20 protein-coding genes are annotated in these 23597 nt (G+C 71.4%); 15 read left to right on the top strand and 5 right to left on the bottom strand.

Annotation, left to right across the window (positions count from 1 at the left end; all coding sequences use genetic code 11):
* Positions 1-35: 35 nt before the first annotated feature.
* Positions 36-2531 (top strand): circularly permuted type 2 ATP-grasp protein, encoded by a 2496-nt coding sequence (locus IPK81_08640; protein ID QQS14219.1) that lies wholly within the window; start codon positions 36-38, stop codon positions 2529-2531.
* Between the two features lie 7 nt (positions 2532-2538).
* The gene (locus IPK81_08645; protein ID QQS14220.1) at positions 2539-3426 is read left to right on the top strand and encodes a transglutaminase family protein; all 888 of its coding nucleotides are present in this window, start codon (positions 2539-2541) and stop codon (positions 3424-3426) included.
* Here IPK81_08645 and IPK81_08650 read toward each other — a convergent pair whose 3' ends face one another.
* Positions 3427-4416 carry a zinc-dependent alcohol dehydrogenase family protein gene (locus IPK81_08650; protein ID QQS14221.1) on the bottom strand — a complete coding sequence of 330 codons (990 nt, stop codon included), beginning with the start codon at positions 4414-4416 and terminating at the stop codon, positions 3427-3429.
* A gap of 198 nt (positions 4417-4614) precedes the next feature.
* Between IPK81_08650 and IPK81_08655 the strand changes: the two genes are divergently transcribed.
* From IPK81_08655 to IPK81_08680, 6 genes are all read left to right on the top strand, one after another.
* Positions 4615-6060 (top strand): circularly permuted type 2 ATP-grasp protein, encoded by a 1446-nt coding sequence (locus IPK81_08655; GenBank protein QQS14222.1) that lies wholly within the window; start codon positions 4615-4617, stop codon positions 6058-6060.
* A gap of 9 nt (positions 6061-6069) precedes the next feature.
* Positions 6070-6999: an alpha-E domain-containing protein gene (locus tag IPK81_08660; GenBank protein QQS14223.1), complete on the top strand. Its 930-nt coding sequence runs from the start codon at positions 6070-6072 to the stop codon at positions 6997-6999.
* Between the two features lie 11 nt (positions 7000-7010).
* Complete coding sequence (locus IPK81_08665; GenBank protein ID QQS14224.1) at positions 7011-7835, top strand: transglutaminase family protein; 825 nt, start codon at positions 7011-7013, stop codon at positions 7833-7835.
* A 103-nt stretch (positions 7836-7938) separates the two neighbouring features.
* Entirely contained in the window at positions 7939-9102 is a 1164-nt protein-coding gene (locus tag IPK81_08670; protein ID QQS14225.1) for a hypothetical protein, read from the top strand.
* A 173-nt stretch (positions 9103-9275) separates the two neighbouring features.
* Complete coding sequence (locus IPK81_08675; GenBank protein ID QQS14226.1) at positions 9276-10478, top strand: pyridoxal phosphate-dependent aminotransferase; 1203 nt, start codon at positions 9276-9278, stop codon at positions 10476-10478.
* A gap of 528 nt (positions 10479-11006) precedes the next feature.
* On the top strand, positions 11007-13082 hold the full coding sequence (locus IPK81_08680) for an elongation factor G (GenBank protein QQS15020.1): 2076 nt from the start codon (positions 11007-11009) through the stop codon (positions 13080-13082).
* A 46-nt stretch (positions 13083-13128) separates the two neighbouring features.
* Here the strand turns inward: IPK81_08680 and IPK81_08685 are convergent, their stop codons facing one another.
* Complete coding sequence (locus tag IPK81_08685) at positions 13129-13395, bottom strand: hypothetical protein (GenBank protein QQS14227.1); 267 nt, start codon at positions 13393-13395, stop codon at positions 13129-13131.
* A gap of 30 nt (positions 13396-13425) precedes the next feature.
* On the opposite strand from IPK81_08685, the gene IPK81_08690 reads away from it, so the two are divergent.
* The 6 genes from IPK81_08690 to IPK81_08715 all read left to right on the top strand — a co-directional run bounded on the left by IPK81_08690 (position 13426) and on the right by IPK81_08715 (position 18259).
* A complete protein-coding gene (locus IPK81_08690) occupies positions 13426-13629 on the top strand; it encodes a hypothetical protein (protein ID QQS14228.1) in 204 nt (67 codons plus the stop codon).
* 145 nt (positions 13630-13774) lie between these two features.
* Positions 13775-14737 carry a protein-methionine-sulfoxide reductase catalytic subunit MsrP gene (gene msrP, locus IPK81_08695; GenBank protein QQS14229.1) on the top strand — a complete coding sequence of 321 codons (963 nt, stop codon included), beginning with the start codon at positions 13775-13777 and terminating at the stop codon, positions 14735-14737.
* Between the two features lie 79 nt (positions 14738-14816).
* The gene (locus IPK81_08700) at positions 14817-15782 is read left to right on the top strand and encodes a tripartite tricarboxylate transporter substrate binding protein (GenBank protein ID QQS14230.1); all 966 of its coding nucleotides are present in this window, start codon (positions 14817-14819) and stop codon (positions 15780-15782) included.
* A gap of 208 nt (positions 15783-15990) precedes the next feature.
* On the top strand, positions 15991-16707 hold the full coding sequence (locus IPK81_08705; GenBank protein QQS14231.1) for an enoyl-CoA hydratase/isomerase family protein: 717 nt from the start codon (positions 15991-15993) through the stop codon (positions 16705-16707).
* Between the two features lie 2 nt (positions 16708-16709).
* The gene (locus IPK81_08710; protein QQS14232.1) at positions 16710-17045 is read left to right on the top strand and encodes a hypothetical protein; all 336 of its coding nucleotides are present in this window, start codon (positions 16710-16712) and stop codon (positions 17043-17045) included.
* Between the two features lie 47 nt (positions 17046-17092).
* Positions 17093-18259 (top strand): acyl-CoA dehydrogenase family protein, encoded by a 1167-nt coding sequence (locus IPK81_08715; GenBank protein QQS14233.1) that lies wholly within the window; start codon positions 17093-17095, stop codon positions 18257-18259.
* An 18-nt stretch (positions 18260-18277) separates the two neighbouring features.
* On the opposite strand, the gene IPK81_08720 is transcribed toward IPK81_08715, so the two are convergent.
* The 3 genes from IPK81_08720 to IPK81_08730 form a co-directional block, all read right to left on the bottom strand.
* Positions 18278-19618, bottom strand: coding sequence for a citrate transporter (locus tag IPK81_08720; GenBank protein ID QQS14234.1), 1341 nt, complete (start codon positions 19616-19618; stop codon positions 18278-18280).
* A gap of 101 nt (positions 19619-19719) precedes the next feature.
* On the bottom strand, positions 19720-20586 hold the full coding sequence (locus IPK81_08725; GenBank protein ID QQS14235.1) for a Na+-dependent transporter: 867 nt from the start codon (positions 20584-20586) through the stop codon (positions 19720-19722).
* A gap of 43 nt (positions 20587-20629) precedes the next feature.
* Positions 20630-22045: a DUF2252 domain-containing protein gene (locus tag IPK81_08730; protein QQS14236.1), complete on the bottom strand. Its 1416-nt coding sequence runs from the start codon at positions 22043-22045 to the stop codon at positions 20630-20632.
* Positions 22046-22402: 357 nt separating this feature from the next.
* Here IPK81_08730 and IPK81_08735 point away from each other — a divergent pair, with 357 nt between their 5' ends.
* Entirely contained in the window at positions 22403-23554 is a 1152-nt protein-coding gene (locus IPK81_08735) for a hypothetical protein (GenBank protein QQS14237.1), read from the top strand.
* Positions 23555-23597: the final 43 nt, after the last annotated feature.

Raw genomic sequence — 23597 nt, forward strand, 5'->3', positions numbered from 1 at the left:
CGGCGCCCCTTCGAAAAAGAGAACCGACCGCCGATATGGAGGCCCTCCGCGCCGCGGGCGCCCCGACAGGGACGTACGACGAGCTGGTCAACGGCCAGCGCGGCATCCGCTACCATTGGCAGGGACTGCTGAGCGTCGTCCGGTCGCTGCCGGGCGTCAGCCTCCGCGACCGCGTCGAGCGCGCCCAGCGGCAGCTGGTCGAGGGCGGCGCCACGCGCTCGTCGCGGCCGCCGGACGGCGCCCCGGTCGAGGGCTGGTCGTTCGAGGCGCTGCCGCTGATCCTGACGTCGCCGGAATGGGAGGCGATCGAGGCCGGCCTGATCCAGCGCGCGCGCCTGCTCGACGCGGTGATCGGCGACGTCTACGGGGCGCAGCGCCTGCCGCGCGAGCGGCTGCTGCCGGCCGCGCTGGTCCACGCCAACGCGCAGTTCCTGCGGCCGTGCCGCGCGCCGGGCTCGCCGCCGCCGGCGCGCAACCTGGTGTTCTACGCCGCCGATCTGGTGCGCACGCCCGACGGATCCTGGACGGTGCTGGCCGACCACGCCCAGGCGCCGGCCGGCGCCGGCTACGCGCTGCATCTGCGCCGCACGCTGGCGCGCACGCTGCCGGAGGCCTTCCGCGCCATGCCGGTGCGCGAGATCGGCCCGTTCTTCGAGGCCTGCCAGGCGACGCTCAACGGCATGGCCGCCGCCGGCCGCGACAACCCGATCGTGGCGTTGCTGACCGCCGGCCCGTACTCGCGGACCTATTTCGAGCAGGTGTTCCTGGCGCGCGCGCTGGGCGTGGCGCTGGTCGAGGGCGGCGACCTGACGGTGCGCGGCGACGGCGTGGCGATGAAGACGCTGGACGGGCTGAAGCCGGTCGACGTCCTGCTGCGGCGGCTCGACAGCGCCTACTGCGATCCGCTCGAGCTGCGCGCCGATTCGACGCTCGGCGTCGGCGGCCTTCTGGAGGCGGCGCGCGCCGGCAAGGTCGCGCTGGCCAACGCCGTCGGCAGCGGCGTCGTCGACACCCCGGCGCTGTCGCCGTTCCTGCCGGCGCTGGCGCGCCACCTGCTCGGCGAGGAGCTGCGCCTGCCGGCCGTCGACGTCTGGTGGCTGGGCGAGCGCGCCGCCCTCGACTACGTCCTGGCCCATCTCGACGCGATGACGGTGCGGCCGGCGCTCGACGCCGACCGCGAGCCGGTCGTCGCGCGCGATCTCGATCCGGCCGCGCGCGCCGCCCTCGTCGAACGCATGATCGCCCGGCCGCACGCCTACGTCGCGCAGCGCGCCGTCGAGCCGTCCTTCGCGCCTGCGCTGGCGCCCGAGGGCCTGCGCCCGGACCCGGTGGTGCTGCGCGTGTTCCTCGTCGCGCACGGCGACGGCTACATCGCCATGCCCGGCGGCCTCGCGCGCTCGCCGCCGGGATCGGCGCTGGCCGCGCTGGGCCGCGTCGACGGCCGCGTGCGCGACGTCTGGGTGCTGGCCGACGACAGCGCCGAGATCGTGGTGCCGCCGACGGCGCGCTTCCAGCGGCTGGCGATCCAGCGCGGCGGCGACCTCCAGAGCCGCGCCGCCGACAATCTGTTCTGGCTCGGCCGCTACGTCGAGCGCGTCGACAACCTCGCGCGGCTGGCGCGCGCGACGCTCGGCCGGCTGGCGCTGGGACCGATGGGCGTGCGCGACCTGATCGAGCTGCGCCTGCTGGGGCTGGCGCTCGGCGACGCCGGGCTGGTCGAGCGCCGCGACGCGATGGCGCCGCCCGACAGCAACGCGCTGGCGCAGGCCATCATGCGCTGCGGCGCCGACGGAAGGCCGCTCGCCTCGGCGCTGACCTCGGTGCGGCAGCTCGCCGGCACGCTGCGCGACCGGTTGTCGGCCGACATGGGCTCGGCGATCGACGTGACGCTGGGCGCGGTGGCCGCCCGCTTCGCGCGGCCGCGCGCCGACGTCGACCAGCTGATGGCGGCGTGCGACGACGCGATCCGCTTCGCCGCCACCTTCTCGGGCCTCGCGCAGGAGAACATGACCCGCGGCAGCGGCTGGCGGATGCTCGACCTCGGCCGCCGCCTGGAGCGCGGCCGCTACGTCTGCCGCGCCGCGCTGTCGCCCTTCGCGCAGACGCCGATCCTGTGGGAGCCGGCGATGCGGCTGGCGCTCGAGCTCTGCGACTCGACGATCACCTACCGCGGCCGCTACCTCGCGACGCTGGAGCCGGCGCCGACCCTCGACCTGGTGCTGCTCGACGAGAGCAACCCGCGCGCGCTGGCGTTCCAGATCCACGCCATCTCGCGGCACCTCGCAGACCTCGGCCGCGCCACCGGCGCGCGCGTCGCGTTCGCGGGCGAGGACCTGCTGACCGACTGCCGCGACAGCGTGGCGATGTTCCAGACCGACGAGCGCGCCTGGCGCCACGAAGGCCTCGCGCTGGCGGCGCTGCGCGACGCCGTCGAGCGCGCCGGCGCGGCGCTGTCGTCGCTGTCCGAGGACGTGACGCGGACCTACTTCTCCCTCGTCCCGGCGGCGCGCACCGTCGGCTCGATGCGCTGAGGCGGCGATGCGCTACACCGTCTCGCACCGCACCACCTACAGCTACGCCAGCGCCGTCGACCTCGCCTACCACGCCGCCCATCTGCGTCCGCGCGCCCTGCGCGGCCAGAGCGTGTCGGGCTGCGAGATCCTGATCGATCCCCCGCCGTCGTCGTCCGGCCGCCACCTCGACCACTACGGCAACGCCGTCGACGCCTTCCGCATCGACTCGCCGCACACCGTGCTCACGGTCGAAATGCGGGCCGAGATCGACGTGGCGCTGCCGGCGCCGCCGGACGCCGGGGACACGCCGCCGTGGGAGTCCGTCCGCGACGCGCTGTCGCAGGCTTTCCCCGACAGCGTCGGCGCCGCCGAGTTCATCCATCCGTCGCCGCTGGTCCAGACGATCGCCGCGGCGCGCGCCTACGCGCTGCCATCCTTCGCGTCCGGCCGCCCCGTGCTGGCCGCCGCGCTCGACCTGACGCGCCGAGTCCACGAAGATTTCGCCTACACCCCCGGCGCGACCGACGTGTCGACGCCGCTCGAGGAGGTCTTCGCGCGCCGCGTCGGCGTCTGCCAGGATTTCGCCCATGTGCAGATCGCTGCCCTGCGCTCGCTCGGCCTGCCGGCCGCCTACGTGTCGGGCTATTTGCGCACCTATCCGAGCGAGGGCGCCGCCGAGCTGCGCGGCGCCGACGCCAGCCACGCCTGGATCGCGGTGTGGTGCGGCGTCGAGGCCGGCTGGGTGCATCTCGATCCGACCAACGACCTCGTGGCCCACGAGGAGCACGTGGTCGTCGCGTGGGGCCGCGACTTCTCCGATGTCAGCCCGGTGCGCGGCGTGATCCTCGGCGGCGGCAAGCACACCTACGGCGTCGAGGTCGAGCTGCGGCCCCTGCCGCCGCCGGAAGGATGATCAGACCGGCCCGTGCGGCGCGACGAGGATCTTGCCGGCGCGCTCGCCGCGCTGGGCGTGCGCCAACGCCGCCTTGATGTCGTCGATCGGATAGACCTTCTCGACCGGCGCGTGGAGCGTGCCGTCCATCACCAGGGCGCCGAGCTCGGCGTAGATCGCGCGCACCTCGGCCGGCGTCCGCCGCGCCAGGAAGCGGCCCAGCATGAAGCCGCTCAGGATCTGGCCGTCGTAGATGACGGCGCCGCGCGGCATGACGGGATCCTCGCCCGACATCGAGCCGTAGTTGCAGACCGTCCCGCCGTCGGCGACGCAGGCCGACACGCGGCCCGTGGCGGCGCCCGCGACCGCGTCGAGGCCCAGCCGGATGCGGGCGCCACCGGTCGCCGTCCGCGCCCTCTCGAACACGTCCGGCCCGTCGACGACGCAGGCGTCGGCGCCCAGCGCGCGCAGTTCCGCGAACAACGATTCGCGGCGCACGATGTTCAGCGTCTTGAGGCCGCGCCGGCGCGCCAGCGCGATCACCAGCCGGCCGACGGCGGAGTTGGCGACGTTCTGGACCACCCAGTCGCCCGGCTTCAGATCGACGATGTCGCTCAGCATCAGCAGCGCGGTCGGCGGATTGATGCGCAGCATCGCGGCCTGCCGCAGATCCATGCCGGCCGGCACCGGGATCGCGTCGTCGGCCTTCACGCGCCGCCGCTGCGCCCAGTTCTCACGCTGGAGGTTGATCACGAGATCGCCGGGCTTCACGTGCGCCACCCCGGCGCCGACCGCGGCGACGCGTCCGACGCATTCCGCGCCCGGCGTCGACGGCAGCGGCGGCTTCAGCCGGTAGCTGCCGCGGCAGAACCACAGATCGGCGGGGTTGATCGGAAACGCGAGCACGTCGAACACGACCTCGCCCACCGCCGGCGCGCCGACATCGTCGACCTCGGCGCAGCGCGCCACCTCGTCCGGCACCCCGTAGGCATCGAGCAGCACTTTTTTCATCGTCCATCCCCGCGTCAGCGGCGCGCACGGTGCGGCGCCGGCCGCGCCGCGTCAACGATGGGCGCGGGCGGACGCCGCCCGGCGCCACGGAACCGCGCCGGCCGTGACGGGAGTCGCGGCTGGCTGGCTCGGATTTTGCTTAAGTTTCGCGCAGTGTATGGGCTAGAACCAAACGACGCCGCGAACGGAGGGGACCGCATGGCGGGCAGGGACGCGTTCGACGAGATGCTCAGCGGTCCCGACGGCGTCCGGGCGCCGTACCGCGCGGTCGCCGACTGGCTGGCGCGCACGCCGGCCAACGAGATGGTCGCCAAGCGCCGCGAGGTCGAGCAGTTCTACCGCCGCCAGGGGATCACCTTCGGGGCCTACGGCGCGGTCGACGGCCACGAGACCACGATCCCGTTCGACATCGTGCCCCGGGTGATCGCCGCCGACGAGTGGACGTTCCTCGAGCGCGGTCTGTCGCAGCGCGTGCGGGCGCTGAACGCGTTCCTGGTCGACGCCTACGGCGCGCGCGAGATCTGCCGCGCCGGCGTCGTGCCCGAGCGCCAGCTCCTGCTCAACGCCGAGTTCGCCGCGCAGGCCCAGGGCGTGAAGCTGCCCGGCGGCATCCACGTGCACATCGCCGGCATCGACATGGTCCGCGTCGGCGAGAAGGATTTCTACGTCCTCGAGGACAACGTGCGCACCCCGTCGGGCGTGTCCTACGTGCTGGAGAACCGCGAGGTGATGATGCGCCTCGTGCCCGACGTGTTCGCCACGCTGGGCGTGCGGCCGGTCGCCAACTACACCGAGGAGCTGCTGAACACGCTGCGCTCGGTGTCGCATTCCGACGACGCGGAGCCCACCGTCGTGCTGCTGACGCCGGGGCATTTCAACAGCGCCTATTTCGAGCACGCCTTCCTGGCCGACGAGATGGGCATCGAGCTGGTCGAGGGCACCGACCTGTTCGTCGACGAGGGCCGCGTCTACATGCGCACGCCGCGCGGGCCGCAGCGCGTCGACGTGGTCTACCGCCGGCTCGACGACGCGTTCCTCGATCCGCTGGCGTTCCGGCCCGACTCGATGCTGGGCGTGCCGGGGCTGGTGGGCGCGCTGCGCGCCGGCCGCGTCAACATCGTCAACGCCATCGGCAACGGCGTCGCCGACGACAAGTCGACCTACCTGCACGTGCCGGACATGATCCGCTTCTACCTCGGCGAGGAGCCGCTGCTGAACAACGTGCCGACCTGGCGCTGCGACCGGCCTGACGAGTTCAAATACGTGCTGGAGCACCTGCCGGAGGTGGTCGTGAAGGAGGTGCACGGCTCCGGCGGCAAGGGGATGCTGGTCGGCCCGACCTCCTCGCGCGCCGAGATCGAGGAGTTCCGCGCCATGCTGGTGGCGCGGCCCGACAACTACATCGCGCAGCCGACGCTGGCGCTGAGCACCTGCCCGACCTTCGTCGACAGCGGCGTGGCGCCGCGCCACGTCGATCTGCGGCCGTTCATCCTGTCGCGCCGCGACGGCGGCGTGACGATCGTGCCCGGCGGGCTGACGCGGGTCGCGCTCAAGGAGGGTTCGCTGGTCGTCAACTCCAGCCAGGGCGGCGGCACCAAGGACACCTGGGTCCTGGCGCCGCGGCCCGGCGAGCCGGCGGTCTGAGGCCGCGCCATGCTCAGCAGCACCGCCAAGAACCTCTACTGGCTGGGGCGCTACCTGCAGCGCGCCGAGAGCACGGCGCGCCTGCTCGAGGCGACGCAGCGCATGGCGCTGCAGTCGGGCGCCGCCGAGGCCGAGGCGGTGGCCTCGATCTTCGGCCTCGAGGACGCGTTCTTCGTCCGCCATCCCGCCGGCGGCGTGCCCGAGCTGCTCGACTTCATGACGCTCGACGAGGACAACCTCTCCAGCCTGCTCAGCACCGTGCGCGCGGCGCGCGACAACGCCCGCTCCGAGCGCAACAACCTGACCACCGACGTCTGGGAGAGCCTCAACGGGCTGTGGCTGGAGGTGTCTGCGACGGCGCGACGGCCGCGCGCCATCGTCGACCGCGGCGCGCTGATCGAGACGGTGAAGAAGCAGACCGTGATGATCCTCGGCGCGGCGCAGACGACGCTGCTGCGCGACGACGCCTACAACTTCCTGTCGCTCGGCATGTACATCGAGCGCTCCGACAACACCGCCCGCGTGCTCGACGAGAAGTTCCACCGGCTGCGGCCGGACGGCACGCCCGACGCGGCGGCGGCCGACTATTTCGAATGGTCGGAGATCCTCGCCTGCATCGGCGCGGTGCGCACCTACCGCCGCATCTACCACAGCCGCATCGAGCCGATGAAGGTGGCCGACCTGATGATCCTGCGCCGCGACCTGCCGCGCTCGATCCACCACTGCCTGTGGCAGGTCGACCTCAATCTGCGCGAGCTGGCCGATTCCTACGGCGCGCGCGGCGAGGCCGACCGCCAGGCCGGCGCGCTGCACGCCCATCTGCGCTACGGCCGCGTCGAGGACGTCTTCGCCGCCGGGCTGAAGGCGTATCTCCGCGACATCCGCGTGCGCACGTCGCGGCTTTCCGACCAGATCGGCCGGCAGTTCCTGTTCGACTGACGGAGCGCAGCATGCAGGTCGCCGTCACCCACGTCACGCGCTTCGCCTTCCGGGAGCCGGTGCGCCATTCCATCCACGACGTGCGCCTCACGCCGCGTCCCGGCGAGGGCCAGCGCGTCCTGTCGTGGCGTCTGCGCGGGTCCGGACGGCGCGCCGACTGGACAGACGGGCACGGCAACGGCGTGTCGACCTTCTCGGTCACCGGCGCGCACGGCGAGGTCGTGATCGTCGCCGAGGGCGTCTACGCGTGGGAGGGCGACGCGGCGTGGCTGCGCTATCCCGACCAGGACACGCTGCCGCCGATCTACTGGCTGCGCAACGGCGGGCTGGCGCGCCACGATTCGACGCTCGACGCCGCGATCGCGGATTTCGCCGGCCGCGCCGGCGACGCCGGCGCGCGGGTGCCGCTGCTGCACGATCTGATGCGCCGCGTCGGCGAGCTGGTGCGCTACCGCGCCGGCGTGTCGGATGTCGAGACCACCGCGCTCGACGCGCTGCGCCGCGGCGAGGGCGTGCGCCAGGACCAGGCGCACGTGTTCATCGCCTGCTGCCGCCGGCTCGGCATCCCGGCGCGCTACGTCAGCGGCTACCACTACGTCGAGGGCGCCCCGCCCGACGCCGGATCGAGCAACGCCTGGGCCGAGGCGCATGTCGACGGCCTCGGCTGGGTCGGTTTCGATCCGGTCGACCGCCAGTCGCCGGCTGGCGAATACCTGAAGCTGGCCATCGGGCTGGACTACGCCGAGGCGGCGCCGGTGACCGGCCGCCGGGTCGGCGCCACCGCCGGCGCCGAGTCGACCATGAGCGTCTCCGTCACGCTGCGCCGCGTCGACTGACGCGCGCCGGCGTCTCCGCCGCCGGCAACTGGAACATACGTTGACTTGGAAGCACCCCACCGTATCGTAACAGATCGCTCATCATGGAAGTGAGACGCTCGTCATGGGCTCGTCACGCCAGTTCGGTTGGCTCGTCAATCTGGCGGTCGCGCTCGGCGCCGGCGCCGCGGTGAGCGCGTTCGGCCAGCAACGGTTGCCCGCGGATCCCATCCGCATGGCCGAGTCGCCACCCCGCCTTCAATCATTCGACGGCGCCATATCCGGCTTCTCGTGGTTGCACAGCAACATTTTAGTCTACGCCGTCATTACCGAAACACGCAGCACGCGTTTCCAAGTCTGGCGCAATGGAAGCTCGACGACGACGCTGATCGATAGTGCGCAGCTCGGCGGTACAATGTGTGCCACGAAAGCAAGCTTGTTCATCCGCCGACGGTCGGCGACCGCGCCCCGACCCGCCGTCGACGGTGGTGCCATTTCACTCTATGGCGTCACCGAGGATCTGGTAGTCACGCACATCGGCGACCGTGAGGCTTCGCGCCTAGGCAATATCACTTTGCGACAGAGCATCGGATCGCTCACCTCACCGGCCGAGGACACCGACTGGAGCACCATCGACTGCTCGATCACAGACCGCGCGACTGATAGGTCCAATTCTGGTTCCCATGATTGGCTGAAACTCAACGGCGCCGATGGATGGCTCCGTTTTTCAACTCCCGATGTATCGACCCCCGGATTCAACGCTGACGTTGCAGATTGGTCGGTTTCGTTCCACGCCAATCGCGACGCACCGGGCCGCAATCTCGCCATCGACGGAAAACTCACTCGGCGCGAATGCGTGCGGTTGGTCGACGGCGACGGCCGCTATTTCGTCATCGCATGCCACGGCTGGCGCGCCGCACCATCCGGAACGTGTCTGGTGGGATGGTGGCTGACACCGGCGAACGGGCGGCTTGAACGCGTCTGCGTGCCCAACAAGGATTTGGCGGCGCAAGGCGCCACGTTGCTTCCGCGACGGGGCGGCTGGACGGCGATCCTCGAAAAGCGCCGTACGACACAAGGGGACAGATCCGGTGGAATCTACTCCGTCGACCCTGACGGACGCGCCACAAAGCTTTTCAACGGGTTCGTGAGCGAATACGCGCCCTCGCCGGACGGTTGTTGGGTCGCCTTCAGGTACACGACGCCAGGAAAGGACGACGAACGGGATCACCGAGTCCGCGACCGTCCCCTCGCCGTGATCCACGTATGCGGCGGGTCCGCGCGCTGAATCGGGCGTTCCGCGTCATCGCCGCCCGAGCCGACGCGCCCGCGTCCGACATTGTCCCGGCACAATATTCGTGCCGCCGCGCCTTGCTTCCCGCAGGTGCGAAAGCTAGGTTGCGCCGCCCAAAAACGGGCCCGCGCCCGGCGGCATCCGGGCGGCTTCCAGGAACCCCCGCCATGGCCTTCATCGCCGACCGTCTCAGCCGCATCAAGCCGTCTCCCACGAACGCCGCGCAGGGCAAATTCCTGGAGATGAAGGCGGCGGGCAAAGACGTCATCGGGCTGGCGGCCGGCGAGCCGGACTTCCCGACGCCCGACCACATCAAGGAGGCCGCCTACAAGGCGATCCGCGAGAACGACACGCGCTACACCGCGATCGCCGGCACGCCGGCGCTGCGCCAGGCGATCGTCGACAAGTTCAAGCGCGACCACGGGCTGGAGTACAAGGTCTCGCAGACCGTCGTCACCAACGGCGGCAAGCAGATCATCTTCAACGCCATGCTGGCGACCATGAACGCCGGCGACGAGGTGATCATCCCGGCGCCGTACTGGGTGTCGTACCCGGAGATGGTGGCCGTCGCCGACGGCACGCCGGTGATCATCCCGTGCCCGGAGTCCAAGGGCTTCAAGCTGCAGCCGGAGGACCTCGAGCGCGCCATCACGCCGCGCACGAAGTGGCTGATCCTGAACTCGCCGTCCAACCCGACCGGCGCGGCCTATTCCAAGGCCGAGCTGCGCGGGCTGTGCGACGTGTTGGTGCGGCACCCGCACGTCTGGGTGCTGACCGACGACATGTACGAGAAGCTGGTCTACGACGACTTCGTGTTCACGACGCCGGCGCAGGTCGAGCCGGCGCTGTTCGACCGCACGCTGACCATGAACGGCGTGTCGAAGGCCTACTGCATGACCGGCTGGCGCATCGGCTACGCCGCCGGTCCGCAGGCGCTGATCAACGCCATGATCACGGTGCAGTCGCAGAGCACGTCGAACGCCAGCTCGATCAGCCAGGCCGCCTCGGTGGCCGCGCTCAACGGGCCGACCGACTTCATTCCGCGCAACAACGCGGTGTTCAAGCAGCGGCGCGACCTGATCGTGTCGATGCTGAACCAGTCCACCGGCATCAAATGCCCGCGGCCGGAGGGCGCGTTCTACGTCTACCCGTCCTGCGCCGGCACGATCGGCAAGAAGACGCCGGACGGCAAGACGATCGGCGACGACACCGACTTCGTGAACTACCTGCTCGAGAGCGAGGGCCTGTCGGTGGTCCAGGGCTCGGCCTTCGGCATGGGTCCGGCGTTCCGCATCTCCTACGCCACGGCGACGGAGCTGCTCGAGGAGGCCGGCCGCCGCATCCAGCGGGCCTGCGCCGCGCTGACCTGACCGGCCGGAGCGGCCCTCTTCTTCACGCTCCCCCCTTGTGGGGGAGGGCCGGGGTGGAGGGGTCGTGCAAGTCCCGATGATCGCCGGCGAATCGTGCCGTCGATGCGATTCGAAATCGAGCGCGGCGCTCGGCCCACCCCCCTCCCCGACCCTCCCCCACAAGGGAGGAGGGAGAATGAGGAGGCCGCACGCGAAGCGATGGCGGGCATGACCACGGTGTCTTGGCACACGCGGGAAGAAGCGCGACCGCCGCGAACCGACCCGCTACTTCCACCCCCGCGCCATTGACTCCCCACGCCGGCGGGTGGAACGATCCCGTCTGTTAACGCCCCTGTCGGCGTCGCGGGCTTCTCCCGCGTTCGCGCCGCGCCGGATGGACTGGTTGACGTTGCGTTTTCGACGCGCACGGACGCGGGGCGAGAACGAGATCGGGGCCCACGGGCCCTCCCACCCGGTCGCCGGCCGGGAGCCGACGGCGCGCCATGCCGGCGCGCCGCCTTGAGGGAGGGCTTTGACATGCCGGACACCATGATCAGCGCGGCCGCCTCGGGCGCGGAACGCGTGGGCGGCGGCGCCCACCGCGTCGTCGCCCTGTGCGGACCCTATCTCTCGGGCAAGACCACGCTGCTCAGATCGATGCTGTTCGCGGCCGGCGCGATCCCCCGCCGCGGCCGGCCGCGTGACGGCGCCTCGGTCGGCGACGGCTCGCCCGAGGCGCGCAAATTCGGCATGGGCACCGAGCTCAACGCGGTGTCGTTCGCCTATCTCGGCGATTCCTGGACCCTGCTGGACTGTCCCGGCTCGATCGAGTTCCAGCAGGATTCCCTGACCGCGCTGTCGGTGTGCGACGTCGCGGTGGTGGTGTGCGAGGCGCTGCCGGACCGCGTGGCGGCGCTGGCGCCGCTGCTGCGGGCGCTCGAGGAGCGGCACGTGCCGCACCTGATCTTCGTCAACAAGATGGACACGGCCCACGTCCGCGTGCGCGACCTGCTGTCGGCGCTGCAGGGCGTGTCGGCGCGCAAGCTGGTGCTGCGCCAGGTGCCGATCCGCCGCGCGTCCGCCGACGGCGCCGAGCAGACCGTGGGCTACGTCGACCTGGTCAGCGAGCGCGCCTACCGCTACGCGCGGACCGGACCGTCCGACCTGGTCGAGATGCCGGCGGAGGTGCTGCCGCGCGAGACCGAGGCGCGGCGCGAGATGCTGGAGAACCTCGCGGAGTACGACGACACGCTGCTGGAGCAGCTGATCGAGGACATCGCGCCGGAGAAGTCGCTGGTCTACCGCGACCTGCACGACGAGCTCGGCGCCGACAAGATCGTGCCGGTGCTGCTGGGCGCCGGCGAGCGCGAGAACGGCGTGCGCCGCCTGCTGAAGGCGCTGCGCCACGACGCGCCGTTCGCCGGCGAGACGGCGGCGCGGCTCGGCCGGAGCGACGGCGCCGGCGCCGTCGTGGAGTGTTTCCGCGTCTCTCACCAGGCCCACGCCGGACGGCTGTCGCTGTGCCGGGTGTGGCGCGGCGCCATCGCCGAGGGCGAGACGCTGGGCGGCGTCCGCATCGGCGGCATCCTGCGGCCGTTCGGCCAGCGCCTCGACAAGGTGCCGCGCGCCGGCGCCGGCGAGGTGGTGGCGCTGGCGAAGATCGACGCGCTGGGCGCCGGCCGGACGCTGTCCGCCGCCGGGATCGCCGAGGTGGCGGGACGCGCCGCGGCCGACGCGCAGGTCTACGCGCTGGCGATCACGCCGCGGAACCGCAGCGACGAGGTCAAGCTCTCCACCGCGCTGCACAAGATCCTCGAGGAGGACCCGTCGCTGGCCGCCGGCCACCGCGAGGACACCGGCGAGTACCTGCTGCGCGGCCAGGGCGAGATGCACCTGCGCGTCACGCTCGACCGCCTCGCCAGCCGTTACAACGTGCCGGTCGACGCCGCGCCGCCGCGCGTCGCCTACAAGGAGACGATCCGCAGGGGCGTCCAGCAGCACGGCCGCTACAAGCGCCAGACCGGCGGCCACGGCCAGTTCGCCGACATCAAGATCGAGCTGCGGCCGCTGGCGCGCGGCGAGGGCTTCCGCTTCGTCGACAGGATCGTGGGCGGCGTGGTGCCGCGCAACTTCATCCCCGCCGTCGACGAGGGCGTGCGCGACTACCTCAAGCGCGGGCCGCTCGGCCAGCCCGTGGTCGACGTCGAGGTCACGCTGTTCGACGGCCAGTACCACGCCGTCGACAGCTCGGAGATGTCGTTCAAGATGGCGGCGCGCGTCGCCATGGACGAGGCGATGCCGAAATGCGACCCGGTGCTGCTGGAGCCGATCCTCAGGGTCGTGGTGACCGCGCCGAGCGAGGCGACGCCGCGCGTCCAGCGCCTGATCTCCGGCCGCCGCGGCCAGCTCCTGGGCTTCGACATGCGCGAGGGCTGGGACGGCTGGGACGAGGTGTCGGCGCTGATGCCCGAATCCGAGATCGGCGACATCATCATCGACATCCGGTCGGCGACGCAGGGCGTCGGCACCTACCGCACCAGCTTCGACCACCTGCAGGAGACCACCGGCAAGGCGGCCGACAAGGCGATCGAGGAGTCGAGGCGCCGGACGTCCGAGGCGCACTGAGCGGTCGCGCGGCATCACGACCCGGTGAGGCGGGCGCCGCCGCGCTTCACCGCGGCGGCCGTCCATGGGATTCTGCCGCCACGGCGATCCCCGCCGTGCTGGAGGCAAAGACATGTTTGGACGGCGGTCGACGATCGCCGGCGGACTCGTCCTCGCCGCCGCGCCGCTCCTGGGCCTTCCGGCCCGGGCGCAGGCCGGGCGGCCGCAGGTCGTGTTCGCCGGCCACGAGCTTTGAGGCGGTTGCAAGATCTGGCGTGCCCAGTCCGAACCCGGTTTCCGCGCGTCGGAAGCCTTCAAGAAGCTTGATTTCCACGTCGTCCATCCCGCGAACGGATCGCTGGTGATGAAGGAGGAGAGCTGGCCCGCCGCGGCGCGCTGGATCCTGACCGACTTCCTGATGAGCGAGGAGGGCGCGCAGCGGCCCAACGCGACGCCGCGGTTCATCCTGGCGCGCGACGGCAAGATCCTGTTCACCGCCATCGGCAACGGCGGCTGGAAGGACCGGATGGTGCCCGAGATCGAGAAGATCACCGGCGCCAAGGTCTGACCGGTCCATCATCCGGAAACGAAGGCCGGTCCGCGCCGCGGGCCGGCCTTTTCCATGGGTGCGCCGCCGCCGGCGTCACGCCGAGGTGACTTGAAGCGCGCGCCGATCCGCCGCAACAAGGGGCGCGGTCGACAGGAGTTGCGCGATGCTGATCAAACGCACCATCGGATGGGAACTGCCGGAGCGTCTCGCGACGCCGGAAGCCACGTTCCTGAACCGGCGCGCGCTGGTCGCGGCGATGGGGTTGGCGCCGGTCGCGGCGATGGCCGCCGCGGCGCCGGCGGCCGCGCAAGGCGCCGATCCCTCGGCGAGAATCTATCCGGTGTCGCGCAATCCCGCGCACGCGCTCGACGGCATCACGCCGGAGAAGCTGGCGACGACGTACAACAACTTCTACGAGTTCGGATCGCACAAGACGATCTCCTCGGACGCGCGGGAGCGGCTCAAGATCCGGCCGTGGACGGTCAGGATCGACGGCATGGTCGAGAAGCCGATCGAGCTGGGGATCGACGATCTGCTGGCGCGGATGCCGCTGGAGGAGCGCGTCTACCGCCACCGCTGCGTCGAGACCTGGGCGATGGTGGTGCCCTACAGCGGCTTCCCGCTGAAGGCGCTGGTCGAGCTCGCCAAGCCGGCGTCGGGCGCGACGTACCTCGTGATGAAGACGCTCGCCAACCCGTCGATGTTCCCGGGCCAGCGCGAGTTCTACTATCCGTGGCCCTACACCGAGGGGCTGACGATGGCGGAGGCGACGCACGATCTATCGTTCATCGCCACCGGCCTCTACGGCAAGCCGATCCCGGCCCAGAACGGCGCGCCGCTGCGGCTGGCGACGCCGTGGAAGTACGGCTTCAAACACGTGAAGTCGATCGTCAGCTTCACCTTCTCGGACAAACGGCCGGTGTCGTTCTGGGAGAAGCTGATCCCGACGGAGTACGGCTTCTGGGCCAACGTGAATCCGGACGTGCCGCATCCGCGCTGGAGCCAGGCGACCGAGAAGATGCTGGGCAGCGAGGAGCGCGTGCCGACCCGGCTATACAACGGCTACGGCGAGTTCGTCGCCAGCCTCTACAAGGACCTGCCGCGCGACGAGAAGCCGTTCATGTAGACCGCCGCGCCGCCCGGTCTTGCGGGCGCGGGCGCGGCGTGGTTGTTTCCGGCCGCTTTTCCGACCGGGAGACCAGAACGTGATCCTCGACCGCCGCACCACGCTCGTCGGCGCCGCCGCGGCGCTGGCCACCGCGCCCGCCCGGGCGCAGGACGCTTTTCCGAGCAAGCCGCTGCGCATCGTCGTGCCGTTCGCCGCCGGCAGCGCCACCGACCTCGCCGGCCGCGGGCTCGGCGCCAAGCTGCAGGAGATCCTCAAGCAGCCCGTGGTGATCGAGAACAAGCCCGGCGCCAGCGGCCAGCTCGGCGCGCAGGCGGTCGCGACGGCGGCGCCCGACGGCTACACGCTGCTGATGGGCACCAACACCACGAACGCCGCCAACGGCGCGCTGTTCAAGAAGCTGTCCTACGATCCGGCCAAGGATTTCGCGCCGATCGCGCGCGTCGTCATGGGCGTCAACTGTCTGGTGGTGAATCCGGACCTGCCGGTCAAGACCACGGCCGAGCTGATCGCCTACGCCAAGGCCAATCCCGGCAAGCTCAACTACGCCGAGGCCAGCGCCTCGCAGCGCCTGTCGGCCGAGCAGTTCAACCAGCTGGCCGGCGTCAAGATCGAGCGCGTGCCCTACAAGGCCAGTCCGCAGGCGCTGGGCGACGTGGTCGCGGGCCAGGTCCAGATCATGTTTCCCGACCTGCCGCAGGCGCTGGCGCAGGTGCAGGCCGGCAAGGTGCGGGCGTTGGGCGTCACCGGCGCCAAGCGCACCAGCATCGCGCCCGACATCCCGGCGCTGGCCGAGGCGGTGCCGGGCTACGAGCTGGTCTACTGGCTGGCCGTGTTCGCGCCGGCCGCGACTCCGGCGCCGGTCCAGAAGCGGCTCTACGACGCCGTGGCCGAGGCGATGAAGGACGAGGCCACCGGCCGCGCCATGACGCAGGGCCGCATGGAGGTCTCGGTGATCGGCCTCGCGGAGTTCGGCGCCTTCGTCGTCGCCGAGACCGACAAGTGGACCAAGGCGATCAAGGCCGCCGGCATCGAGCCGGAGTGACGCCGCGCCCATGATCCGGGGCGGCCGAGCGCCGCTCCGTCCCGCTCCGCGGAAATCGCCGCCCGCCACCCGCCCTCATGACCGCCCTGCGCGGCGCGCGAGTCGACGCGCGCGCGCGCGGGCCCTATGCTCCCCGCAAATGGAATGGATGCGGAGGGAGCGCCGTGGCGAAGGTCATCATCGAGTCGAACGGGCCGGTGCGGACGGTGTGGATGAACCGTCCGAGAAGAGGAACGCGCTCGACAGCGGCCTGCTGGCCGAGCTGATCGCGGCGTTCCAGGCGCCGGTCGCGCCGCAGGACCGCGTGCTGGTGGTGCGCGGCAAGGGCGACGTGTTCTGCGCCGGCCTCGACATGGCGGAGCGCCGCGAGACCATCGGCACCGGCAGCGCCAGCGGCATCGAGGTGATGCTGCGCGCCATCGAGCTCTGCCCGCTGCCCGTGGTCGCCGTGGTGCAAGGCGATGCGATCGCCGGCGGCAACGAGCTGGCGCTGCACTGCGACCTCGTGGTCGCGAGCCAGAAGGCGCGCTTCGGCATGTCGCTGGCCCAGGTCGGGCTGGCGCCGAACTGGTTCCTCGCCAAGAAGCTGATGGAGGTGCTGGGCCCCGTCACGACGCGCGAGATGCTGCTGCTGGGCGATCCGCTGCCCGCGACCAAGCTGCACGCGCTCGGCCTGATCGCGCGCTGCGTGCCCGCCGACGCGCTCGAGGCCGAGGCGTCGAAGGTGATCGGCCGGCTGGCCGCCAACGCGCCGCTGTCGCTCAAGGCGATGAAGGCGCTGACGGTGCGGCAGATGGAGTTCCGCGACGCCATCCCGCACGCCGATGTCGACGCGCTGGTGCAGGCCGCGATGAAGAGCCAGGACGCGCAGGAGGGCATGAAGGCGCGGCTGGAGAAGCGCAAGGCCGCCTTCAAGGGAAGCTGACCATGGAGCTGCGCCCGTCCAAGCCATGGACCGACATGACCGAGGAGGCCGTCCGCCGCCTGCCCGGCCAGCTCGGCGTCTACCAGATCGCCGACGCCTCGGGCGCCGTGGTCAAGATCGGCTTCGCCGGCGGCCGCTCGGCCTTCGGCGTGCGCAGCGCCCTGCTCGACGAGCTGGCGGCGCTGGGCTCCGGCCACAGGTTCCGGGTCGAGATCAACATGCAGTACACGACGCGCTTCAACGAGCTGCTGATGCTGCACAAGGCCGACCACGGCGCGCTGCCGGCGCTCAACGCCGTCGACCCGCCGCCGCGGCTGGGGACGCTCAGCCCGCGCTGAGGCGCGCCAGCGCCCGCCGTCACGCACTCCGACAAGGTGGAACGACCATGGATTTCGAACCGTCCTCCGAGCAGCGGATGCTGATCGACCAGGTGCGCCGCTTCGTGCGCGAGGAGATCATCCCGCTGGAGGCCAGGCTCGACCCCGACGCCTCGGAGCTGGCGCCCGACGACCACGCGCGGCTGGTCGAGAAGACCAAGGCGATGGGTCTCTACGGCATCGACATCCCGGTCGAGTTCGGCGGTCCGGACATCGACCTGGTCACCCGCACGCTGCTGGCCATCGAGATGGCGCAGCACCGCGCCGGCCTGTATGCGCCGTGCTATGGCGTGTTCGGCGGCGCTGGCCTTGCGCAGCTGTTCGAGGCCAACGACGACCAGAAGGAGCGCTATCTCTATCCCACTCTGCGCGGCGAGAAGAAGGCGTTCTTCGGACTCACCGAGCCGTCGGGCGGCAGCGACCCGGCGCGCGCCATCCGCACCCGGGCCGAGCGCAAGGACAACGGCTGGGTGCTGAACGGCGCCAAGATCTTCATCTCCGGCGCCGACCGCGCCCAGTACGGCATCGTGTTCGCGCGCACAGACGCCTCAAAGGGGCGCGGCGGCATCACCTGCTTCATCATCGACTCCGGCACGCCCGGCTTCCACGTGCGCCGCGTCGTGCACACGCTGCGCTCGTCGAGCTACGCCACCGAGCTCGAGTTCAAGGATTGCTGGGTGTCCGACCACCAGGTGCTGGGCGAGGTCAACAAGGGCTTCGCGGTGGCCAACGACCGCCTGACGCGCCAGCGCATCCCCTACGCGGCGGGCTGCATCGGCGTCGCCATCGCCGCGCACGAGATGGCGGTGGAGTGGTCGAAGATGCGCGAGACCTTCGGCGCGCGGCTGAGCGACCGGCAGGCGGTGCAGTGGATGCTGGTCGACAACGAGATCGACATCCGCACCGCGCGCCACTTCACGCTGGAGGCGGCCGAGAAGGCGCGCCGCGGCCTGCCCTTCCGCACCGAGGCGGCGATCGCCAAGCTGACGGCGTCGGAGGGCGGCGGCCGCGTCGTCGACCGCTCGATGCAGATCCACGGCGGCATGGGCATGACCAAGGACCTGCCGCTGGAGCGCTGGTACCGCGAGATGCGCATCCGCCGCGTCGGCGAGGGCCCCAGCGAGGTGCAGCGCATGCTGATCGCGCGCGAGATCCTCGGCACCTCGGCGCGCTGATCCGGTGGGGCGGCGGCCTCACGGCCGCGTGACCATCCATAATCCCGTCACGTAGACCGCCGAGACCGCGATCTGCGCGGCGGCGATCGGGCCGCCGATCCGCAGGAAGCGGCCGAAGCTGATGGGCCGCCCCTCGCGCGCGCTGATGCCGGCGGCGACGATGTTGGCGGTGGCGCCGATCAAGGTCGCGTTGCCGCCCAGCGTGGCGCCGAACATCATCGCCACGAACACCGGAAGCGACGCCGCCGGCCAGGCGTCGAACGCCGCGCCCATCGCCTCCTCCGGCACCGACTCGATCACGACGAAGTAGCCCTTGACGACGATCAGCAGCGCCATGACGACCGGCGTGTTGGCGAGCGCGCTCGACAGGATCGCGACGCCGGCCAGCAGCGCGATCGCCACCGCCGGCAGGTTGGTCCCGAAGGCGGCGTGCATCATCGTGGTGACCGCCGACAGCGCGCCGGTCTTCACCAGCGCCTGCACCATCAGCAGCATGCAGAAGATGAAGATCAGCGTGCGCCAGTCGACGTCGGACAGCACCTTCTCGACCGGCTCGATGCGCCAATGGTAGATCGCCAGCAACGCCAGCGTGGCCGCGAGGATGGCGACCCCCGGCGCGCCCTGGCTCACGGGCAGGCGGTCGCCGAACACGAAGAGCAGCGCCATGAGGGCGAGGATGAGCAGCGCGGCGGCCGCGAAGCCCTTGTTCTTGATCTCCATCGGCGCCGCCGGCGGCGCCGCGCCGCGCCGCGTCGTCCACGCCGCGCGCGCCAGCCACGGCATCAGGGCCACGACGACGAGGATGGCGAGGACGCCGCCGAGGCTGACCCGCCGCAGATACTCGCCGAACGACAGGTGGATGGCGCTGCCGACGAGGTAGGTCGCGGGATCCCCGACCAGCGTCAGCAGGCCGGAGGCGTTGCTGATGGTCGCGAGGACGATCAGCGGCGGCACGAAGTCGACGTCCAGCGCGCGGCAGGCGCCGACGACCACCGGCGCCAGCAGCAGCACGACGGTCGCGTTGGGCAGCACGGCGCAGAGCGGCGTCACCAGCAGCGCCATGCCCAGCATCAGGCGGCGGCCGCTGCCGCCGCTGAACGCCAGCAGGCGGTTGCCGACGAGCCCGAAGAATCCGGTCGGCGTCAGCACGCGCGCCACCACCATGCCGCCGAACAGCAGGGCGATCGTGCCGCCGCCGGACTCCACGGCCGCGACGACATCGTGGGCGGTGACCGCGCCGATCACCGTGAAGGCGACGACGCCCATCATCGCCGCGACCGCGAGGTCGATGAGGTCGAACGCGATGGCGAGGACGACCGCGGCGAACACGGCGACGACGACGACGAGCTGGCCGGACATCCATTCCCCCGCAGGACGCCGCATCGTCGTACGGCGGGCGCGGCGGTGGCAAGCGCGGCCTGCGCGGCGCGCGGCGGCCGGCGGAAGGCGCCGACGCGGCCCTACCGCGGCGCGGCCGGGCCGCCGGCCGGACGTCCGGTCCAACGCGCGTAGGCGAGCGTGGCGACCGCGCAGACGACGAGATAGAGCAGCACCGCCGGCAGCACGAGCGTGTCGTCGGGGAAATTGGCCCGGGCGAGCGCGACGGCGACCGCCGGATGACGGGAGCCGCTGGCGAGCGCCAGCATGGCGCGTTCCTCCGGCACGCCGCCGCCGAGCAGATGGCCCGCGACGAGCCCCGCGACGACGAGCGCCGCGAACGCGAGAATCGTGCCGTCGCCGAGGAGCGACAGCATCGCCGGCCCCGCCCCGACCAGCGCCGGCAGCAGCGCCGCGGCGAGCAACGCCAGCGCCACGACGCGCGCCGGCCGCGCGGCCCGGTCGGCGAGGTCCGGCGCGAAACGCCGCGCCGCGATGCCGGCGGCCAGCGGCGCGAACACCGAGACCGACATCTGCGCCGCCACCGTCACCGGCGACATCGCGAGCGTGGCCGGCGACAACCGGTCGAGCAAGCCCATCGTCAGGGGCACGAGCGCGATGGAGAGCGCGGCGGCGGCCACCAGCAGGCCGACCGCGTATGTCCGCTGGTCGCCGGTCCGCGTCGCCTTGATCGGCAGGAACGGCGGCACCGGCGAGATCGCGATCGCGACCAGCGCGATCCTCACGGCATGGTGGAAGTCGAACGCGAGCACCAGGGCCACCGCGAACACCGGCACAACGACGTTCATGGCCACGACCATGCGCAGCAGCTTTCCGGGGTTGCGGAACATGTGGGTGGCGTCGCGCGCGGTCGCCGTCAGCCCGATGCTGAGGACGAGCAGGAAGATGCTCGTCCTCAGGGCCGATGGAATCAACTCCGCGAGAGTCATCCGACTCCGGCCCCTCGGCGCCCGCGAAACGCCGGCCGCGCGGCTACCGCAGCATCGACGAGACCGGGGTCTCGGTCGTGTCGCTCGCGAGCCGTCCGTCGCGCACCGCCCGGCGGAACAGCGCGTAGTCCCGCTCGACCTGGTTGGCGTAGTGCACGGCGTGGTCGGCCAGCGCGTCGCCGAACGCGTCGCCCTTGCCGATGTATCCGGCGATCATGGCCGGATCCCCGGCTTTGGCGTGCGCGCGCGCCAGCGCCAGACCGCACATCCGGGCGTAGAACGCGAGGTGCCGCGGTTTGAAGGTCTCCAGCCGCGGGGACACCTTCATGTCGCGGAGCTGGCGGACGAAGAAGTCCCGGCCTTCGGCGACGCTGGTCCACCCGAGAAAGATGTCGCTGGCGGCCTGCATCAGGCGCTGTCCGACCACGATGCGCTCGCCGTTGTGCTCGTAGCGCGGCGGGCCGGCGAGGCCCTCGAGCACGGAGGGGCGCGCCTCCTTGAACTGGAGGAACAGCGGATCGTCGTCATCGGCCATGAACAGGCCCACGAAGCAACGCGTGCCGACGCTGCCGACGCCGACGACCTTGACGGCGATGTCCACGAGCCGCCAGCGGTCGAACAAGGCCTGCCGGTCGCCACTCAACGTCACCCGGTAACTCTGCATGGCCGAGCGGATCTGCGCGTTCGCCTCCTCCTCCGACCGGTGGTCGGAGAGGTGGTAGAGGAGCGGCGGCTGGTCCAGAAGACGGGCCGTATCGCCCTTCGCGATCGCGAGCTTCTCGAACACCTGCGCCGAATTCCTGTCCTGCGCGCGCTTGGAGGCGGCGGCGACCCTCGTCAGAATATCCTCGTCGTCGCCCGCCTCCTCGGCGATGTCGTCCACGCTCAACTGGTCGTACCAGAGATCGAGAGTCATGGCGTCCGCCTTCTTGAGCATGCGCTTCTGGTAGGCGAACACGGCCTGTTCCGCCGCGTCGCGGCAGTCCTTCGCGTCGAACCCGCGCCACCTTCCCGCCAGCATGACGCTGGTGGCCAGCCGCTTCAGATCCCACTCGAACGGCGCCGGGAACGTCTCGTCGAAATCGTTGATGTCGAAGGTCAGGGCACGCTCCGGCGTGGCGAAGCCGCCGAAATTCATCAGATGGCAGTCGCCGCAGGCCTGCACCTCGATGCCGCTGGACGGCATCTGGGCGAGATCATGCGCCTGGAGCAACGCCGTGCCGCGGAAGAACGCGAAGGCGGATTCCATCATCCGGCCGTGCCGCACCGGCACGAGATGCTGCCAGCGGTCCTTGTTCGACCCCTCGATCAGCTCGACCGGATCGCGCTTGGCGCCGCCCACCTCGGTCGCGCGCGCGTGCGAGGCGCGGGAACAGGCGTCGCGGACCTTCTTGCCCTGCGCGCGGCGCTCGGCGCGGCCCGGCCGTTCCTGGCCGAATATGATCGGTGACTTCGCCATTGACGCCTCCCCGCTTCATTTGACGCCGACTTGACGGCCGCGCGGCCCCAACCGGCCACGGCATCATTCGCCGCGCAATCGGGAGCGGGCATATATAGCGATGCCGCGCCGTGACCGATTGACGAAGGTCAAGACGGCGGACGGCCGTCGCTGATCTACTGGCCGCCGGTCGCGATCCGCCGCGGCACCCGTGCCGCCAAACGCGGGTCGCCGATCAGCGGGGCGCGCGTGGACGCGCCCGCCGCCCCGGAGCGGGACCGCGCTCCGAGCTTGCATCGGGAAAGGCGCGACGCAATGAGAGACCCTACGCGCACCGCCTCGAGCGTGACGGGTGGCTGTTCGCCGTGGACGATGTCGATGGCGGCGGCGCGTCGTCTGCTCGCCCGCTGGAAGGGGCGGCCCGCGCGAAGGCCCTCGCGCCTGATCCACCGGGCTGGTTGGCGCGCCGGACTTCTCCCGGCGTTGCTGCTGCTGGCCGGATGCTCGTCCATCGGGCCGGCGACGATCCCGCGCGACCGCACCGACTACATCTCCTCGGTCGCGGAGTCGTGGAAGCAGCAGACCCTCCTGAACATCGTCCGCGTCCGCTACGGCGACGCGCCGTCGTTCCTGGAGGTGTCGTCGGTCGTCAACTCCTACACGCTCCAGGGCCAGGTCTCGGCCGGCGCCGTGTTCAACTCGGATCGCACGGCGTCGCTTCCCGAGCGGTCCCTGTCGATCGGCGCCGGCGCGGCGTACCAGGACCGGCCCACCATCTCCTACACGCCGCTGGCCGGCGACAAGTTCGCCAAGAGCATGCTGCGCCCGATCCCGCCCAGCGCCATCTTCCAGCTGGTGCAGGCCGGATATCCGGCGGAGAACGTCCTGCTGCTCACGGTGCGGTCGCTCAACGGCATCTTCAACCGCGTCACATCGGGCGGCCAGGGCCGCCCGGCGGATCCCCGGTTCTACGCGATCCTCGACGCGCTGGGACGCCTCCAGGCGTCCGGCAGCGCGAGCCTGCGGATCGAGAAGCGCGGCGGCGAGGATGTCGGCGTGCTGGTCCTCACGCCCAGCCGTTCGCCCGAGGTGAACCGCGACCTGAAATTCCTCTCCGACACGCTCAACCTCAGACCCGGCCGGAACAACGAGTTCGACGTCGTGTTCGGCGCCACGCAGCGGAACGATCGCGAGCTGGCCGTGCTGTCGCGCTCGATGACGGAGATCCTCGTCGAGCTGGCCGGCGGCATCGAAGTCCCGCCCGAGCATGTCGCGCGCGGACGCACGGTGCCGGCCGCGCGGCTCTCCACGGCCGAGGACCGGCGCGACCGGCCGGTCGTCCGCGTCCTGTCGGGCGCCAGCCCGCCGGCCGGCGCCTATTCCGCCGTGAGCTACCGCGGCACCTGGTACTGGGTCGACGACCACGACTTCGCCTCGAAGCGCGTCTTCACGTTCCTGATGATGTTCTTCTCGCTGGCCGAGACCGGCGTCAGCTCCAAGGCGCCGACCCTGACGCTGCCGGTGAACTGACGTCGGCCAGGCCGCCGGCCGGGGATGTCCACGCCGGCGCGCG

Source organism: Rhodospirillales bacterium (assembly GCA_016699855.1).
Classification (GTDB): domain Bacteria; phylum Pseudomonadota; class Alphaproteobacteria; order Reyranellales; family Reyranellaceae.